18 protein-coding genes are annotated in these 17,865 nt (G+C 36.0%); 12 read left to right on the top strand and 6 right to left on the bottom strand.

Translation table 11 applies throughout. The annotated features are described in order from the left end of the window. Positions 1–137 precede the first annotated feature (137 nt). From HHO41_RS06500 to HHO41_RS06490, 3 genes are all read left to right on the top strand, one after another. Entirely contained in the window at positions 138–536 is a 399-nt protein-coding gene (locus HHO41_RS06500) for a CidA/LrgA family protein (protein WP_211171059.1), read from the top strand. Beyond that, positions 511–1,197, top strand: a complete 687-nt coding sequence (locus HHO41_RS06495; protein ID WP_169096670.1) for an LrgB family protein — start codon at positions 511–513, stop codon at positions 1,195–1,197. Before HHO41_RS06500 ends, HHO41_RS06495 begins: the two co-directional genes overlap by 26 nt. 145 nt (positions 1,198–1,342) lie before the next feature. After that, positions 1,343–2,536 (top strand): MFS transporter, encoded by a 1,194-nt coding sequence (locus HHO41_RS06490; RefSeq protein ID WP_169096668.1) that lies wholly within the window; start codon positions 1,343–1,345, stop codon positions 2,534–2,536. 106 nt (positions 2,537–2,642) lie between these two features. Here the strand turns inward: HHO41_RS06490 and yhfH (HHO41_RS06485) are convergent, their stop codons facing one another. Next, the gene (yhfH, locus tag HHO41_RS06485) at positions 2,643–2,780 is read right to left on the bottom strand and encodes a protein YhfH (protein WP_169096666.1); all 138 of its coding nucleotides are present in this window, start codon (positions 2,778–2,780) and stop codon (positions 2,643–2,645) included. Next, positions 2,780–2,917, bottom strand: a complete 138-nt coding sequence (yhfH, locus tag HHO41_RS06480; RefSeq protein WP_169096664.1) for a protein YhfH — start codon at positions 2,915–2,917, stop codon at positions 2,780–2,782. The genes yhfH (HHO41_RS06485) and yhfH (HHO41_RS06480) overlap by 1 nt, the downstream gene beginning before the upstream one ends. 298 nt (positions 2,918–3,215) lie before the next feature. On the opposite strand from yhfH (HHO41_RS06480), the gene HHO41_RS06475 reads away from it, so the two are divergent. Continuing rightward, positions 3,216–5,372 (top strand): PAS domain-containing protein, encoded by a 2,157-nt coding sequence (locus tag HHO41_RS06475; protein WP_348981227.1) that lies wholly within the window; start codon positions 3,216–3,218, stop codon positions 5,370–5,372. Between the two features lie 132 nt (positions 5,373–5,504). After that, complete coding sequence (fdhF, locus tag HHO41_RS22335) at positions 5,505–7,565, top strand: formate dehydrogenase subunit alpha (protein ID WP_348981226.1); 2,061 nt, start codon at positions 5,505–5,507, stop codon at positions 7,563–7,565. Positions 7,566–7,608: 43 nt separating this feature from the next. Here the strand turns inward: fdhF and HHO41_RS06460 are convergent, their stop codons facing one another. Both HHO41_RS06460 and HHO41_RS06455 read right to left on the bottom strand, forming a co-directional pair. Continuing rightward, positions 7,609–7,788 (bottom strand): DUF1657 domain-containing protein, encoded by a 180-nt coding sequence (locus HHO41_RS06460; RefSeq protein ID WP_169096658.1) that lies wholly within the window; start codon positions 7,786–7,788, stop codon positions 7,609–7,611. A 48-nt stretch (positions 7,789–7,836) separates the two neighbouring features. Continuing rightward, a complete protein-coding gene (locus HHO41_RS06455; RefSeq protein WP_169096656.1) occupies positions 7,837–8,781 on the bottom strand; it encodes a magnesium transporter CorA family protein in 945 nt (314 codons plus the stop codon). A gap of 207 nt (positions 8,782–8,988) precedes the next feature. On the opposite strand from HHO41_RS06455, the gene HHO41_RS06450 reads away from it, so the two are divergent. The 3 genes from HHO41_RS06450 (at position 8,989) to HHO41_RS06440 (ending at position 10,385) form a co-directional block, all read left to right on the top strand. After that, positions 8,989–9,294 carry an iron-sulfur cluster assembly accessory protein gene (locus HHO41_RS06450; RefSeq protein WP_169096654.1) on the top strand — a complete coding sequence of 102 codons (306 nt, stop codon included), beginning with the start codon at positions 8,989–8,991 and terminating at the stop codon, positions 9,292–9,294. Positions 9,295–9,436: 142 nt separating this feature from the next. Beyond that, positions 9,437–9,721: a hypothetical protein gene (locus HHO41_RS06445; RefSeq protein WP_169096652.1), complete on the top strand. Its 285-nt coding sequence runs from the start codon at positions 9,437–9,439 to the stop codon at positions 9,719–9,721. A 31-nt stretch (positions 9,722–9,752) separates the two neighbouring features. Further along, a complete protein-coding gene (locus tag HHO41_RS06440; RefSeq protein WP_169096650.1) occupies positions 9,753–10,385 on the top strand; it encodes a hypothetical protein in 633 nt (210 codons plus the stop codon). An 89-nt stretch (positions 10,386–10,474) separates the two neighbouring features. Here HHO41_RS06440 and HHO41_RS06435 read toward each other — a convergent pair whose 3' ends face one another. Together HHO41_RS06435 and cls are read right to left on the bottom strand one after the other, a co-directional pair. Beyond that, complete coding sequence (locus tag HHO41_RS06435; protein WP_169096648.1) at positions 10,475–11,134, bottom strand: transglutaminase domain-containing protein; 660 nt, start codon at positions 11,132–11,134, stop codon at positions 10,475–10,477. A 185-nt stretch (positions 11,135–11,319) separates the two neighbouring features. Beyond that, on the bottom strand, positions 11,320–12,765 hold the full coding sequence (gene cls, locus HHO41_RS06430) for a cardiolipin synthase (RefSeq protein ID WP_169096647.1): 1,446 nt from the start codon (positions 12,763–12,765) through the stop codon (positions 11,320–11,322). A 421-nt stretch (positions 12,766–13,186) separates the two neighbouring features. On the opposite strand from cls, the gene HHO41_RS06425 reads away from it, so the two are divergent. The 4 genes from HHO41_RS06425 to HHO41_RS06410 all read left to right on the top strand — a co-directional run bounded on the left by HHO41_RS06425 (position 13,187) and on the right by HHO41_RS06410 (position 17,163). Further along, positions 13,187–14,938 (top strand): SulP family inorganic anion transporter, encoded by a 1,752-nt coding sequence (locus HHO41_RS06425; RefSeq protein WP_169096846.1) that lies wholly within the window; start codon positions 13,187–13,189, stop codon positions 14,936–14,938. Between the two features lie 77 nt (positions 14,939–15,015). Continuing rightward, positions 15,016–15,381, top strand: coding sequence for an ArsR/SmtB family transcription factor (locus HHO41_RS06420; RefSeq protein ID WP_169096645.1), 366 nt, complete (start codon positions 15,016–15,018; stop codon positions 15,379–15,381). Positions 15,382–15,511: 130 nt separating this feature from the next. Then, a complete protein-coding gene (locus HHO41_RS06415) occupies positions 15,512–16,594 on the top strand; it encodes a branched-chain amino acid aminotransferase (RefSeq protein WP_169096643.1) in 1,083 nt (360 codons plus the stop codon). Positions 16,595–16,821: 227 nt separating this feature from the next. After that, the gene (locus HHO41_RS06410; RefSeq protein ID WP_169096641.1) at positions 16,822–17,163 is read left to right on the top strand and encodes a hypothetical protein; all 342 of its coding nucleotides are present in this window, start codon (positions 16,822–16,824) and stop codon (positions 17,161–17,163) included. The last annotated feature ends 702 nt before the right edge of the window (positions 17,164–17,865 follow it).

The following is a 17,865-nucleotide window of genomic DNA, read 5'->3' as shown; positions in this document are numbered from 1 at the left end:
ACCATTTTCTTTTATTATTATTTAAATATACAGATAATATTCATTAGAGTACTAATAGGAGAAAAAAAGGAGTTCTCTTTGAAATTACATGATGAACAAATCATCAATCGTTCATTCGGTGAAAGGAGAAGTTCTTTTTGAAGGTCAGAAATATTTTTAACATTTTACTGCAACTGTTGGTTTTATGGGGAATTTATCAAGTCGGCGTCTTTACTGTCAAGGAAACACATCTTCCGATTCCAGGAAATGTGATGGGGATGATACTTCTCTTTCTGTTATTATGTACTGGGCATATCCGCCTTGATTGGGTTGAAAAGGTGTCATCATTATTAATCAAGCATTTGTCGTTTTTTTTTATTCCGGTTTCCGTTGGTTTGATGACATTAGGGCATGTCATAATCAAAAATGGAGTTGCGTTAATTATTGTGTTGGTTATCAGCACATTAGTAGGGATAGTGGTGTCAGGGTCACTTTCGCAAGCGTTAGTAACGAGAAAGGAAGCGGTCCAGCATGAGCACCATCATCACCACGTATAGTATTATCCTAACTGTAATTGTTTATTTTTTTGTTAGAAAAATCTCGGTAAAATATCCATCACCGTTTACAACTCCGGTGTTTTTGGGAACATCGATAGTAATTATTATCCTACTTGCAAGTTCTGTAAATTATCAACAATACGAACCCGCTAAGGAGATTATGACATATTTACTGGGACCGGCGACAGTTGCGTTAGCAGTGCCAATATATCGAAACCGTTCCTTATTAAAAGCATATCTGATCCCGGCATTAGTAGGCTTAACCACCGGCACAATTGTAACGGTGTTACTAGCCATATATTTAGCTAAAATGTTCCATCTAGCCAAATATATACTGGCATCATTAAGTATAAAATCAGTTACCATTCCAGTAGCTTCAGAGGTTTCAAAAATTATTGGTGGAGATACCATCTTGGTTGCTGGAATTGTCATGATTACAGGGATGTTGGGAGCTATGTTTGGACCGTGGCTAATGAATTTGCTTAAGATAAATCATCCATTTGCCAGAGGTTTGGCAATCGGCTCAATGGCTCATGGCATAGGAACTGCTGAAGTTGCTAAGGAAGGGGAATTACAAGGTGCAGTAGCAGGTGTAGCGATGGGGGTAGCAGCTGTTCTAATCTCAACTGTCTTGCCGTTCGCCATACCATATTTATTATAAGAAGGATGTCTTGTTGGGATCACACACCCATTCAAGACATCTTTTTTTTAGGAACCAGCTATGTATCAAAAGTAGGTGCACTTTGAAAAGTTTGATACAATAACTTTTGTTACTTTAAATTGGGCATGTGCAGGAGGCACCACGAATGAATACCAAAGTACGAAATAATATGAATAATATGAAGGGATTTTATCTATTAACCTTTTTTGGTGTTGGCAGTATTTCGCCACTATTAAGTGTATATATGAGTGAGGTAAATGAATTTTCTGGCTATCAAATCGGAATGATTATGTCGATTGGTCCTATCATGATGATCTTTTTTCAACCAATTTGGGGAATGGTTTCAGATTGGCTAAATGCACCAGTAAAAGTGTTAACAATCACAACTTTAGTGGCAGGAATTATTTCATTGGGTTATCTTTATTTCCAGACTTACCTCGGCTTTTTGGTTATCGCAGTACTTGTAGCATTATTTCAAAGTGCGATTATCCCGATATCAGATAGCATTAGTTTGGCTTATTGTAGTAAAGTGAAGGTTAATTACGGCTCGATACGCCTTTACGGGTCATTGGGATTTGGTATGGCAGTCTTTATAATGGGCAGATTATCGGAAATAAACGAGTCAGTAATTTTTTATTCGTTTTGTTTAGCGTTGACCGTTGCGTCTATTTTAGCAACCAAATTGCCGCAGGAAAAAACAAATGAAGCTAGAAATACACATCTCTTATCAGGTATCAAGGAAATGCTTTCTTATAAAAAATTTCTTTTGTTTTTAGTAATTACCTTTATGATTTTTGGGCCAAATTTGGGGAATAATGTTTATTTTGGATTACTCGTTGAGCATCTGGGTGGTTCTTATACTGGTATAGGAATGGCGTTTTTAATTGCTGTATTATCGGAAATTCCGTTTATGCGATTAGCTAGTCACCTCGTGCGGCGGTTTGGCATACTACCGATAGTGGTAGTGGCGGGAATGGTTTCACTCGGGCGATGGTTCCTTTATTTTACAGAGCCAAATATAGGGGTTATTTATGCTTCAGCTTTTCTACAGGGGGCTTCGGTCGGATTATTTATACCGGCTGGACTTCAATATGTTCGTGGAATTACACCTACACACCTGACAGCAACGGCAATAACATTATATTCGGCAATTGGGAACGGGTTGGGTAATTGGTTCTGTACATATATTGGCGGAATTATTTTTGATCATTATTTCATTAATATTGTATATTTATTTTTTAGTTTGATGGCATTTGTGGGGGTTATCTTAGTATTATGCTTAATGAAAATAGATAAGCATGAGCAGACCGGAAATGTGCAACTTCCTCAAAATAGGTGAACGAAATGGTATAGCAGTGTCTTCAAAAAAGAATCTTCGAATAAACTAAGCAGCAAAACGAAAAATTATCATTCGCAAAAAAAAAACGGCCAGCTTCGGCCGTTTTTTATTCTTCTTTTTTTGCTAAACAACGGTCACATTCCTGGAGATAAGATTCTGCTTGTTCAACAAAATGTTCACCACATTCAGAGCATATCTTTTGAGGCAACTGACGAAAAAACTCTACTGGACTTTGAATTAACATTAAAATTCCTCCTTTTTAGCTAAGCAACGATCACATTCCTGAATGAAATATTGTTCTTGTTCGTTCATTTTGTTTCCGCATTCTGGACATACTTTTGAACCTTGACGTAAAGTTTCTGTTTGATTTTGGTAAATCATGAATAAATTCCTCCTTTTTATAATACAGATAATTGTTTTTCTGTTCTGTTGTAATACAGTATATTACGATTCAAGGCGTTTGTATAGCCCCTTTTTCTAAAAAATCAAAAAATTTAAAAAATAAATAAAGCATAAATTATCTTGTATACCCAAAATGATTGATTAACAAATATATTTATATTTTAAGAAAGTATTTTGTGAAGAAAATTGTTGAAAAATCGACAAATTTCTCTTTTCTTCTATCTTGATTTCTATTACAATTATAGTATTAAAGACGTCAGAAAATAGGAGAGATGGAATGATGTTAACTTCGTCCTCAAGCCCGATCTTAATGATGGTCGCTATCATATTAACAATGATGTCGTCTTACGCAGCGTTGGATTTATTGTCCTTATTGAATTCTACAGAGAGGAATAAGCACTTTCTGTTTTTAGGTGGCACATTTTCAATGGGAATCGGAATTTGGGTTATGAATTTCTTCGGAATGTTATCCGGATATATGAATGGCTCGATGAGTTTCCATCTTCCGATTGTATTGCTTGCAATAATAATAGGGATTTCATTTACAGGAATGGCCCTTTATTTGATGACAGGGAAATCAATTTCGAAGGCTAACTTATTGATTGGAAGCTTTTTAATAACGATGGCGGTTTTTTCGAATTATGTAATTGGGATGTACTCGATGAATCTAACCGCACACTATAATCAGTTAATCATGTTGTTAACACTTATATTGGTGTTTTCGGGGTTTTTGTTTTCGTTTTGGCTTTTGTTTTACACGAAAAGCCTTGTTAAGACCAGTTACGCATGGTTAAAGCCGATTGGAGCCATTATTATTTCAGCGAGCATTGTCCAAGGACACATATTATTTATTAGAGCTTCAGAGTTTGAAATTCAACAGCAGTCAGCACTTCAACAACCTCCATCTGAGAATTTCATATTTTATTTAATCTTATTTGTTGCTGTTATTATTTTAGGTGGATTAATCAGTTCAAGCGCATTAATCAGTAATCGTCTGGCAATTAGCGATACAAGCTTACGGGATATTACGACTGCTCTTGATGTATCCTCGATTGTTGCGATAACCAATCCTCAAGGGAGAATCACCTATGTGAATGACAAATTCGTTGAGATCTCAAAATATTCCGAGGCAGAATTAATTGGACAGGATCACCGAATTTTAAATTCTGGAGCACATTCGAAGGGATTTTTTAAGGATCTCTGGGCCACAATTGGACAAGGAAAAGTATGGAAGGGAGAAATTAAAAATAGAGCAAAAGATGGTTCTTTTTACTGGGTCTATACAACCATTGTTCCTTTTTTTAATAAGAACGGGAAACCATATCAATATGTATCGATTAGGACCGATATAACCGCTCGAAAGACCGCTGAAGAGAGCCTGAAAAATTCTCTGAAGGAGCTTAGAGATATCAAGTTTGCGCTTGATCAATCATCTATTATTACCTTCACAGATGAAAAAGGCAGAATTACTAGTGTAAATGACAAATTTTGTGAGTTGTCTAAGTATGATCGAAATGAATTGATAGGCAAAGATTTTAGAATGCTCAATTCGGGGTATCACTCGAAAATGTTTTTTAAGGAATTGTGGCAAACTGTTTTGAGTGGGAATGTTTGGCAGGGGGAAATCAGGAATAAGGCAAAAGATGGTAGCTATTATTGGGTTGATACAACCATTGTTCCGTTTTTGGATGACAATAAACATCCATACCAATTTTTATCGATTCGAAATGATATTACTGAGCGAAAAAAGCAAGAGGAAACTTTACATCGTCAAGATAAATTAGCAGCTGTAGGTCAGCTTGCAGCTGGAGTTGCGCATGAAATTCGAAACCCGCTAACATCAATCAAAGGTTATGCAGAATTTTTGCAATTAGATGAAAAGAACCCAGAAAGATTAGAATTCCTTGATATAATTTTAGAAGAACTTGATCGCGTCAATTCAATCGTGGAAGAATTTATGGTGTTAGCAAAACCGAAAGCAGCAAATCTTGAAGAGAAGAATATTGTACCAATTATCCAAAATGTGTTAAATTTGCTATCGTTTGAAGCGAGGAAAAAACATGTTCGTCTTCTATTTAGTGCTGATCAAGAGATCATTCAGGTTGAATGTGATGAGGACCGTTTAAAACAAGTGTTCCTTAATTTGGTTAAAAATGGAATTGAAGCGATGCCAAACGGAGGAGACCTGAGCGTATTTGTAAATGTTAGAAATAGTAAGGTTGAGATTTCCATTCAAGATAGTGGAATCGGTATTCCGCAAGAAAAGATAAAAAAATTAGGTGAACCGTTCTTCACAACAAAAGAAAATGGTAATGGGCTAGGTCTTATGGTGACTTTCAAAATTATCGAGAGCCATAATGGAAGCGTTTATATTGAGAGTGAGGTTGACAAAGGAACTACCTTCAATATAGTGCTACCAGCACGACCAGCTTAATAACGTGAGCATTGTCACTGCTTGCGTTATTTTTTTTTAATAAAATGTTCTTAAAGTTATATGCATTTCTAACAAATTCTCGTTTATTATATTATCATGGTGTTTTATTAATAAATTACTGGAGGGGACAACGTGGCTATTGAAAGCATAAAGACGGTTTGTGGCTATTGTGGTACAGGTTGCGGTCTTGTTGTTGAGGTTGAAGACAATCAGATCAAACGAATCAGAGGAGATAAAGATGCACCTGTAAATAATGGGCAAACTTGTGTAAAAGGTGCCTTTGCTTATAAATATGTGCATGCACCATCAAGGCTTACAACGCCATTAATCCGCAAAGCTGGGGAGCTTGTGGAAGCGACATGGGAAGAAGCATTACAATTTATTGCTGATGGATTAAGCAAAATTAAGACAAACTTTGGACCTGAAGCGATTTCAATGTTTGCATGTGCAAGAACGACTAATGAGTCAAACTTCGTTACTCAAAAGTTTATGAGAACGGTCATCCATAGTAACAATATTGATGGTTGTAACCGAACGTGACACGCTCCTAGCGTCGCCGGTCTGGCGACTGTTTTTGGCAGTGGTTCACCTACTAGCCGTATTGAAGATATAAATGAGGCAAAAGTTTTATTATTAATGGGATCTAATACTACAGAGGCTCATCCAATTATTGCTAATCGAATGAAGAAAGCAGCAAAAGCGGGATTAAAAATTATTGTTGTTGATCCTCGTAAAATTGATATGGTCAAGGTTTCACACCGACACCTACAAATTAGTGTTGGTTCTGATATTGCTCTTATTAATAGTATGATTCATGTTATCATAAAAGAAGAACTTTATGATGCTGATTTTATCAAAAACAAAACGTCGGAATTTGAAAAGCTAAAACAAAAGGTGGAATCGTATACACCGGAATTAGCAGCATCCATCACTGGTTTAACACCAGAAGTAATCATCGAGACTGCAAGGGAGTATGCAACATCTGGAGGTTCAATGATTGCTTATACTCTTGGTATTACTGAGCATCATTGTGGCGTAAATAATGTCTTTGATATTGCTAATCTAGCTTTACTGACAGGTAATATAGGAAAAATTGGAACTGGTATCATGCCGTTGCGCGGCCAAAATAATGTTCAAGGTGCCGGTGATATGGGCTGCTTACCAAACCAATTAACAGGTGCGTATAGCATTACTGACGATGATAAAAGAGCTCGCTTTGAAGCACGTTGGGGTGTTGAAATTAATCCAATGGCTGGAGATACTCAAACGAGAACGTTTGATCGAATTGAAGAAGGCGCAGTGAAAGCACTATATGTAATCGGAGAAAATCCTTTGATGGCCGATGTGCATATGAACCATACGAGAAAGTTATTGGAAAATCTTGATTTATTAATCGTTCAAGATATTTTCTTAACAGAAACGGCTGCTATGGCCGATGTTGTGTTACCTGCAAAATCATGGGGTGAAGTGGATGGAACTTATACCAACACAGATCGCCGTGTTCAACGTGTACGTAAAGCTGTTGATGCCCATCCAAATGTGAAGGAAGACTGGCAAATCCTTTGTGAATTAGCAGAAAAGATGGGTTATTCAATGTCTTATCAATCAAGTCAAGAGGTTTGGGATGAAGTCCGTGAATTAGCATGGGAAACCTATGGTGGGATTTCCTATGAGAGACTTGAACAGGAATATAGCATTCATTATCCATGTCCTGACGAAAATCATCCAGGAACACTTCTATTACACCAGCATTTCCATAACGAAACTGCTGGAGAGGAAAAGAAGTCATCCTTCGTTCCAGTTGACTATACCGCTCCATTGGAATTACCAGATGAAGAATTTCCGTTTATGCTAACGACCGGTCGTCGCTATGAATCTTATAATACACATTCTCAAACTAGACATTATGCAGAGGGTGTGAAAATTAAGCAAACAGAAGAAACATTAGATATACATCCTGATGATGCTAACGAATTAGGAATTGAAGACGGCGAAATTGTGCATGTAAGTTCTCGCCGTGGTGAATTGACTGTTAAAGCAAAATTGACAGAACAGGTTGTGCCTGGACTTGTGTTTATGAGTTTCCATTGGTCTGAAACTCCAACAAACGTTTTAACATTAAATGAGTATGATCCAATTTCTGGAACAGCTGAGTTCAAAGCCTGTGCCGTTGCAGTTAAAAAGTTATCATAATCACTTAAAAAACCGGGATCATTTGATTCCGGTTTTTCCTTTTTTAGCCTAGTATATGTTTGTGGTTGAGCAAATCTTGCTTTATATCCTGTACAACTAACATCGCCTCATGAAAAATCTGCTGCGTTTTTGGATCAATTGAATTTATCGCTAGTGTCGATAACTGGGACTCAATACCTTTTACTGTAGCCAAAGTTTGCTGAACAAAGTTAATTTCGTTCATAGTATTCCTCCCTCTACAAGATGATCAAATAAAATGAATTTATACCTGTTATTTTCCTTCATTTTTACCCCACCATCCTTTCATTCTGAAAAATAATGCAATCATAAATCCTCCACCAAACATAACCGATAATGCCACAGCATATCCGTAACGCCATGATAATTCAGGCATATGCTCAAAATTCATCCCATAAAGACCTGCAACAAACGTCATGGGGATAAAAATGACACTAACCAAGGTTAAGGTTTTCATAATGGCATTTGTATGGTCTGCTTTCAACGACATTTGTAAATTGTATATACTAACTAGATTTTCTTTAAATGTATCGAAAGCACTAATGATTCTTTCATAATCACTTTCAATATCTTGGAAATAAAAGGTTGAATCATCATTAGTGTAGGGGAATTCCTTGGAAACAATTTCTTTAATAACTGATTCCTGTGGTTCGATAATCTGTCTAAGCTCGTGCAGCTTTGATTTCCAACGGTACGCAGATTTACCGATTCTGTTTTCAAATGGATCTTTAAACACGTCTTTTTCGATGCTAAGAATTTCATCAGCTATTTCATCAATTGTAGAAAGATAGTTAACGGAGATTGTATTAATAATATGAAACAGAATGTGACCAGTATGAGACATTCTATTTGGATCCTCAGAAAACAACTTCGATAATGTATCATTTAAGTGCTGTCTTGCTTTTTCTTCATATGTAATAACATAGTTTTTTCCAACTAAAATATTAATTCTTTCGATATCGTAGTTCCTATCCATTGAAGTTAAGCTAAGTAGAGCTTCATTTGCGTATTCATTTACTTTTGGGATGTTTGAAAATTTAAGGAAACATTGTTTGGCATGCGTATGGATATTCAGTTTGGTTACGATCGATTCAAGTTGATCACTAGAAGGGGAATACCAAAGAATCTCATCGTCGTTCGGAACAACAAATGATTGAATGTGGTGTACTTGGTTTGTGGTTGAGTTAAAAACTAACATATACATCCTTCCTTACGATGAGATTCAAGGCAAGCAAACAGTTATATGCGTACTTTTCCCAAACTGTTGCGAAATTATTTAAGCTTATCGACTTTGCTTTCCTTGTGTGGCCTGAAAATCCGTTAAAGTGTTAATGCTGATGTTGTATTTTGCTTTTCAAGCCTGAAACAGATATGATGAAAATAAAAACATAAAAGGTGAGTAAGAATGAACTGTAAAATTAATCGTTTAGCAGCAAAAGCATTAAAGGAAATGCTAGAAAAGAACGAAGCGGCTAAGGACAAAATGATCCGCGTTTATGTAACTCATATGCACGGAGATCATGCGCATTATGATTTGAAATTCGATACTCCGACAGAGCATGACGAAGTTGTAAAAACTGATAAAGGTATCGATATTATACTAGATTCTCGTGATGAGTTTCTCGATGGAGTTTGGATTCAATATTTCCAGGTTCCAAAAGAAGAATTTGTCATTACAAATCCATCTAAGCACCACCATCATCACCATTAATTGTTTTATCAACCAAGGTTAAGTTACCTTGGTTTTTTTTATGATTAATATTTGCAAACCTCTTCCAATAAAAAATATACTTATGATATTTTTTTCTTTGTCGTTAAAACTAATGTCAACGTCACACATGAGGGTGGGGCAATTGATATTTTTTGCTTGTACAAATTATAATGGCAATAATCCAGAAACCTACGATGGAATTGTCGTTACAACATTGGGTAGCCCCAATATAGTTGTCGCAAACTTTAACTCCTATGATCCCTTGTATGATTATCAAAATTTTGTTAGTTGGACTGAAAGCATAGGAGATGATAACATTGGCTTTTGCGATAGCTTAAAGCACTTTGCTGTGGATTACAAAAAGGTTTCGGAGAATGATTCCGCCTTAATGTTGTCGATGATATACGGTGAACATCAGGAATGCTAGGCAAGTTAGAAAATTATCAGGAGGAGTCAATATGTCATTGGAATGGTTTGACCGTGTTTGCGGGGAGCTTCAGGATCATCTTGAATCGATATGTGCAAAATATGATCAAGTTGGAAACATGACTGTCGAACGTGGGGCAAAGTATCCAAGAATTGAGTTCTTCGTTGAAACTGAAGGTGAGGAGCGTGTATATTTTTGTACGCTTTCCTATGACCCTGCTCATGAAGATTTCTTTTTTGAGACGTTTGCTCCAGAATTAGGACAAACTTCTAGGGTTGTTTTGTATGATATAGAGGATATTGTTGATGCTGTTCACGAAAGCCTACATGATTTTATCAATGAAGAGGACATTGATAATGTGATTGTGGAGGATAATATAGAGGAAGATGAAGAACATGACATCTTTGAAGAAATAGAAGTAGAATGGGAAACCCCTGAGGTGACTGCTTATCTTGAGGAGGATGAAGTAGAGGTTACTTATCAGTTCGGGATTGTTACAGAAACCGGTGATGGGGTATTAAAAAGGATCAACCGGATTTGGACAGATGATGATGAATTAATCAAAGATGAGTCGAATTTTATCTTTAGTAAAGAAGAAGCTTCGACAATTATTGCCATGATTGCAAGCAATCTAGATAAAATGACTAATTTTGACTATTCATAACGCAGTGAATTGTCTTCAAATATGAGACTTGTTTCAGAAAAAATGGGCTTCTCAAAATTGAGAAGCCCATTTTTTCTGTATGTAAATTACTACCAGTAGTATTCTCCTTCTTTTTGAAGATCTTTGCTTATAAAATAATCCATTGAAGGGGAAGGAATAAATTTCTTGTTTTGAGTATCAACAAACCCTGCTCCTTTAGTAGAATCTTGGGCATACCAAGTCCCATCTAAGTAGACCTCATTCCAAGCATGTTCATTACCATACACTACTTTTGCTTCGATTCCAATTGCGCGATGCAATGCAGCGTTTAAATGAGCATATCCCATACACATTGATTTTCGTTTTTCCAACGTCTCAACTGCTGAATCAAAATTGAAGTTTGTTAGATTTTGGACTTGAAAATAATAATCTGCATCATACTCGATGTTTTTGATTATCCAGCTGTAAATAGCTTTGGATTTCTCGAGCTCAGATTCCTTTTCGTCTGTTAACTGTTGGGCCAATGCTTTAATCGTGCTGTTATCACTCTCAACGACATCACTAGGAGTTAGAAAAGGATTTTGATCAAAAGTATTCATCAGGAAGTAAGAGAAACCGGTCATGAACCCCTGCTCCTTTGTTCGAGCATGTCCTAGTTCATTGACAATTGGATTTGAAGAACTAGTAAATACCATGGCAAAAACAGTGTTTTGATAAAAAAAACCAATGCAAAAAAGAATGGCAAAAACAATTGTTCCTTTTACTTTCATGGTCCTGGTTTTTCCTCCATATCCCTTTTTCATTACTTTCTGCAACTTTTATCACTGTGATTTATATCACATCATACTATATACCTTTATTTATTATTTTTCAATAGCCTAAATTTTCAGTTTTTTAAAACGAACAAAAAAAGCCAAGTATTCAATACTTGGCAACAGGATAATTATTAATCATTTTATAAAATTGGTGATAACAGACGGGAAATGGATTCTTTTGTCCGTATTAAAATAGATCGCTTTAGGTATTTTTCTAAGGTTAATTCAGATGAAAGGCGGACATCTGAGTTAAAGATTGTAGCCAATTTTTGGGCAATTTCTGGATGATATAAGAATGCATTAACCTCAAAATTTAAGCGAAAACTGCGTACATCAATATTCGCCGTACCCACAGAGGCAATTTTTCCATCAACGACAATCATTTTTGCATGAAGGAAGCCATTTTCGTATGTGAAAATCTTTATACCAGCTCGAACTAATTGACCAGCATTGGAATAGGTGGCCCAATATACAAAAGGATGGTCCGGTTTATTCGGTATCATAATTTGAATGTCCACCCCGGATAGGGATGCAATTTTTAATGCGTCCAATAAACTTTCGTCAGGAATAAGATATGGAGTTTGAATGTAAACATATTTTTTTGCAGATAATATCATTTTTATATAGCCATACTTTATTTGTTCCCATTCTGAATCTGGACCGCTTGAGACAATTTGAATCCCAATTTCGTTAAGTTTTTTCTGTGTAGGGTAGTAGTATTCTTTAAACGAAATTTTAACTTTTGAAGCCTGATTCCAATCAAGCATAAACCGAGATTGTAGGTTATTGACTGCCTCACCCTCAATCCGCAAATGGGTATCTCGCCAATAACCAAAGCGTTGATTTAAGCCTAAGTATTCATTGCCAATATTAAAACCACCAATATATCCAATTTTACTATCAATGATGGCCAGTTTGCGATGATTCCGATAATTAACACGAAGGTTTATGAGTGGAATTTTACCTGGGAAGAATGGCACAATTGTTCCACCAGCTTGTTCAATTTCACGTTTAAATCTCCTGGATAAATGGCGCGAACCGCTGTCATCATAAAGGACTCGTACCTCGACACCTTGCCTCGCCTTTTCCGCTAATAACTTCGAAATTCTTTTGCCTAGTTCATCATCGCGGATAATATAGTAAATGAGATGAATATGTTCTTTTGCATCACGAATATCATTCAGAAGAGATGCAAACTTCTCATGCCCATCTGTAAATATTTGGAGTGAGTTATTTTCAGTGTACAAGGCTTCGTTATTATTTAAATGCAAAAAAATTAAATCATTATAATTTTGAATCACAGGATTCCGAAATTCGGCCCGATTTTCCTCAATTAACTTCATTTGAGCAAAAACTGCCCTTTGAATATATGTATGCTCGTGTTTATCCCACTTAAATATCCTCCGTCGGCTCATGTTTTGACCAAAGATAATATATAAAATAAAGCCTAAGACTGGGATAAAGATTAGGACCATTAACCACGCCCATGTTGCACTAACATTTCGCCGTTCTAGGAATACTACGACACCTGCTAAAATGATGTTTAATACCGTTAAGATTCCTAAAAGTACGGTTGCAATTTGCATTATTATCTCCTCTCCACTAAGATTGCCATTTGTTAATTGTTATCATTCATTTGTATTATCAATCATTTGCTACCCCACTGTTATAAAGATTAATTCTCCTTTCCTTTGGTTATAACACATTGTATTACATGAATACAAAATAAAAATATTTGTTTAAGACAGAATATTATGAAATATAAAAGGGGATTTGTTGAATTTAGCGAATTATTTTTGAATATAGAGAGAAAATTATCTTTTCGTTTTTATGGAGGATAAGCAAAAGGGTAAAGCAGGAGATTTGTAGAAAAACAAAGAAATTTTTGTCATGAATTAGACAAGGAATGTCAATCTTTTTTCTCGACAAAAGTTGTGAACGGGAGTAACATACTTTGTATATTCAAAAATTCAAATATATAAATATTGTGAGGTAGGTATTTTTGTGATGAATTATTTGAGCAGAAGTAACAACTATTCAATTGAAAGCCTTAGAAAGGATTTTCTATCGGGAGCAATTGTCGGCGTTATTGCTATCCCTTTAGGAATGGCCTTTGCAATTGCATCTGGTGTGAAACCGGAGTATGGTATTTATTCAACGATTATTGCAGGAATTCTTATCTCGTTACTTGGTGGCTCAAAATTCCAAATCGCAGGTCCAACAGGCGCTTTTATCCCAGTTTTACTCGGGGTAGTCATGACATATGGCTATGAAAATCTTTTAGTTGCCGGGTTTATGGCAGGGATTATGCTCTTGTTAATGGGACTCTTTAAAATGGGTTCTTTAATTAAATTTATTCCAAGACCAGTTACGATTGGATTTACATCAGGGATTGCTGTGATTATTTTTACTGGACAGGTTGGCAGCTTTTTTGGTTTAACAGGAATGAAGAAGCATGAAGAATTTATTGCGAACATTAATGAAATCATATTACACATAAATTCAATAAATATGTACAGTATTTTAACAGCTTTAATTTGCTTAGTCATTATTCTTTTTTCACCAAAATGGTTCCCGAAGGTTCCAGGACCGATTATGGGACTGTTAGTTTCAACGATTATTGCTGCAGTGATATATCCGGGTGAGGTTGCGACAATTGGTTCGGCATACGGAGAGATACCTAATAAACTACCAAGCTTTCATATGCTGAACTTTACAATTGACAATATGATGAAAATGATACAGCCCGCGTTTGTGATTGCCATACTTGGTGGAATTGAATCACTGCTCTCTGCAGTGGTTGCTGATGGAATGTCAGGTACAAAGCATAATAGTAATAAGGAATTGATTGGCCAAGGTATTGCTAATATGATTACCCCTTTATTTGGTGGGATACCTGCAACTGGGGCTATTGCGCGCACAGCTACGAATATTAAAAATGGAGCAGTATCGCCTATGTCAGGTATTATTCATGGAATTATTGTTCTTTTAGTTTTATTGCTATTTGCGCCATATGCATCGCATATACCATTAGCTAGTATGGCACCGATTCTCATGGTAGTTGCATGGAATATGAGTGAACGTAAGGAGTTTGCCCATGTCCTTCAAACGAAATCCAGTGACTCACTTATTTTAGTAACAACCTTCTTACTAACCGTCTTTACAAATCTGACGACTGCAGTAGAGGTTGGCTTAATTTTAGCGGCAATCTTGTTCGTTAAAAGAATGAGCAATTTGTTGACGGTTGCTAAAGTATTGCCCGATCAAGACTCTGATCAAAAAAAGGTAAAGCCACACGTTGTTCATGAGGGGCATGATTGTCCACAAATCGGTATTTTTTCTGTTGAGGGACCATTGTTTTTTGGGGCAGCGCAAATGTTCGAGAAGTCCATTATGTCGACGATTAATCACCGACCACGAGTCTTAATTTTACGAATGAGTAAGGTTCCATACATGGATACTACAGGTGAAGGAACTTTAACAAGCATTGTTAGTCACTTCCAAAAACAAGGAGGAACACTCCTAATCTCAGGTCTACAAACACAGCCGTTTCAAGTCATTCGGAAAACTGGGCTCATTAACGAAATCGGTGCGGAGCATATGTTTGAGCATACAGGTGACGCTATCAATTATGCACTTGCCCATTTAAATTATCATAAATGTATAGGTTGTAAGCATTTTGCCTTCCAAGAGTGTTCACATCTTTCACAGCCACAACAAACGAAAGAAATTGGTCGAAAAATGACACTTCAAGTATAATGAAGAAAAAAAGGCATTGGACTAACATCTCGACCGAAAAACTTGAGTTGGTCCGTGGGGATTTATTGGAGGAGAAAATGGATTTACAATTACAGCAATTCAAAGCAGATTTTTTTAAGGCACTCGCACACCCACTAAGGATTCGAATTCTTGAACTACTTAGTGAGGGTGATAAAAATGTCAATGAGCTGTTGACAATTACTGGTGCGGAGGGGTCATCAGTATCACAACAGCTAAGTGTTTTACGGAATAAAAATATTGTAACGGGCACAAAAGACGGAAATCGGGTCCTTTATTCGTTAAGGGATCCGATGATTATTGACTTGTTGAATATTGTGCGCCAGATTTTTAATAATCATTTGATTGATACAGCAATTTTACTTGATAAATTTAGTGAAGATTTGGGAAAAGAACTAAAGGAAAAAGAGGAATCAGTTGATTGAGATAAACCAAATTTTCAAAAAAATTTTGTATTATTGTTGTTGTAGCATATCATTAGCGGTAAAATAGCTTTTATAGATTTTCATTTTCGAAAGTTTTACCAAAAACTTTTAAACAAGGGGATAGTCAAAAATGGACGGACAGAAAGCAATTGAGATTCAATTAACAACGGCCAAAAAGGAAAAACCAGATTTTTCGAATCTAGGATTCGGGAAAGTATTTACTGACCACATGCTGATGATGGATTACAAACAAGGTGAAGGTTGGCATACACCACAAATTGTGCCTTACCAACCTATTACTTTAGACCCAGCTTCAGTCGTTTTTCATTATGGACAAACTGTTTTTGAAGGACTTAAAGCTTATTTGACGAAGGATGGCAGAATTTTATTATTCAGACCAGAGCGTAACTTTAAACGCTTAAACCAATCAAATGATCGCTTATGTATTCCACATATTGACGAAGAGTTAGTGTTAGAAGGATTGAAAAAATTGGTATGGATAGACCGTGAATGGATTCCAAATGTTGAAGGAACATCACTGTACATTCGACCTTTCATTATTTCAACACAGCCTTATCTTGGTGTAAGTGCTTCAACACAATATAAGCTTATGATTATCATGTCGCCTGTAGGTGCTTATTATAAAGAAGGAATTGCTCCAGTAAAAATTGCAGTTGAACAAGAGTTTGCACGTACTGTTAAAGGTGGTACTGGAACTGCAAAAACAGGTGGGAACTACGCAGCAAGTCTTAAGGCGCAAGAAGTTGCTAACGAAAAAGGCTACTCACAGGTATTATGGCTTGACGGAAAAGAAAAGAAATACGTTGAAGAAGTTGGTAGCATGAACATCTTCTTTAAAATAAATGGTGAAGTTGTTACACCGGAATTAAGTGGAAGCATCTTAGAAGGAATTACCCGCAGCTCGATTATTGAATTGTTAAAGTATTGGAACGTTCCTGTGTCTGAGCGAAAAATTTCGATGGATGAAGTTTTTGCAGCTTATAAGGATGGTCAATTGGAAGAAGTATTTGGTACTGGTACTGCAGCTGTCATTTCTCCAGTTGGAGAGTTGTTCTGGCATGGTGAAAAGCTTTCCATTAACAATGGAGAAACAGGAGAATTATCTCAAAAATTATATGACACTCTTACAGGAATCCAAAATGGAAAAATCGAAGATCCATTTAACTGGGTGATTGAAGTAAACGAAAACTAAACGAAAACTAAACTCCAAAGGTCACATAGATCATTACTCTATGTGACCTTTTTTTGCATTTTCCGCCTCGCATTGATAATTCCTAAAAAATTCAATTTTGATATTCTTGGTAATAATAAAATTATTATACAATGAAACTGACCATGGATAATTGTACCTACAAGGATTTTGATAAAGCTAATCACTTATATATATGCAAATAAGAAAGAAGAATGGAGGTTAGTGCTATGCAGGGGAGCCTAAAATTCAAGGTGCCAATCCTTAATAAGGCGGATGAATTTGATAATTCCAACACCATTATGGAGCAAACGAATCATTTAAAAGATGGACGGCCAATGATAACTCAAGTTTGGAGTGAAGATGAATACACCTTCGTAACCTATTTCATCCCAACATTAGGAATTGAAGAAATGTCCCAAAACCAGCTTCTAAATTATTTGATCCAACAGGGGGTAAAGATGCCACCTGATTTTAATGAACTAAGGGTATCGACGATTAAGTTCAACGATATGCTTGATATGGAATGCTGGAGTATTACACTAGTTATAGGCGGGTTAAATGGACATTAGCTTAAACATTAAAAGACATAGGCCTGAGTTCCTGTGTCTTTTTTGGTGATTGTAAACAATTTTAAAACATTAACAATATTAAAAACGGAATAACGGTGTCAGTATTATTTATAAACTGAATATTCTAAACAGTTTGAAATGTTCATCTGTTTGTCACAATTCAGGTCTTCATTGTTCAGAATTTATGATATATTTAAACCATAGAAAGAAACAAACAAACAAGTTAACATCTTAGGAGACTCAGCCATATAAGTGTTCGTTCCGTAAAAAAGTGAACGAGTAACTTATTCTTATCGAGAGCCAGTTTCAAAATAAGGCCATAGCCTAAATGGTCAAGTGGAAGCGGCAGACATCAATTTTTCCACTTTAGTAAATGGAAACCAAAGAATCTGTACCACAACAATTCATAGTCAACATCAATTGGCTGAATACGGAAATTCTACCTATGATAACTTATATACGTAGAAGAGAAGTGTTCTACCAAAACACTATTCGAAATACGATCCACCAAAACAAAGAATGTAAAGAAATTCTTTGTAAATAATGGATTAGAACAGTGAGATGGAGATATGATCAACGACAATTTCGGTGATACGTTGTTGAAAAAGTGGGAAATTGATTCAAAGGTTGAAGCTTAACAAAAGTAGAATAATGAACTGCTCGTAAGGAAATGAAAATTATTAATACTCATTGATACACATT

The organism is Bacillus sp. DNRA2 (assembly GCF_012843265.1).
Lineage (GTDB): Bacteria > Bacillota > Bacilli > Bacillales > Cytobacillaceae > Bacillus_BU.
This window is presented reverse-complemented; position numbering and strand designations above follow the sequence as displayed.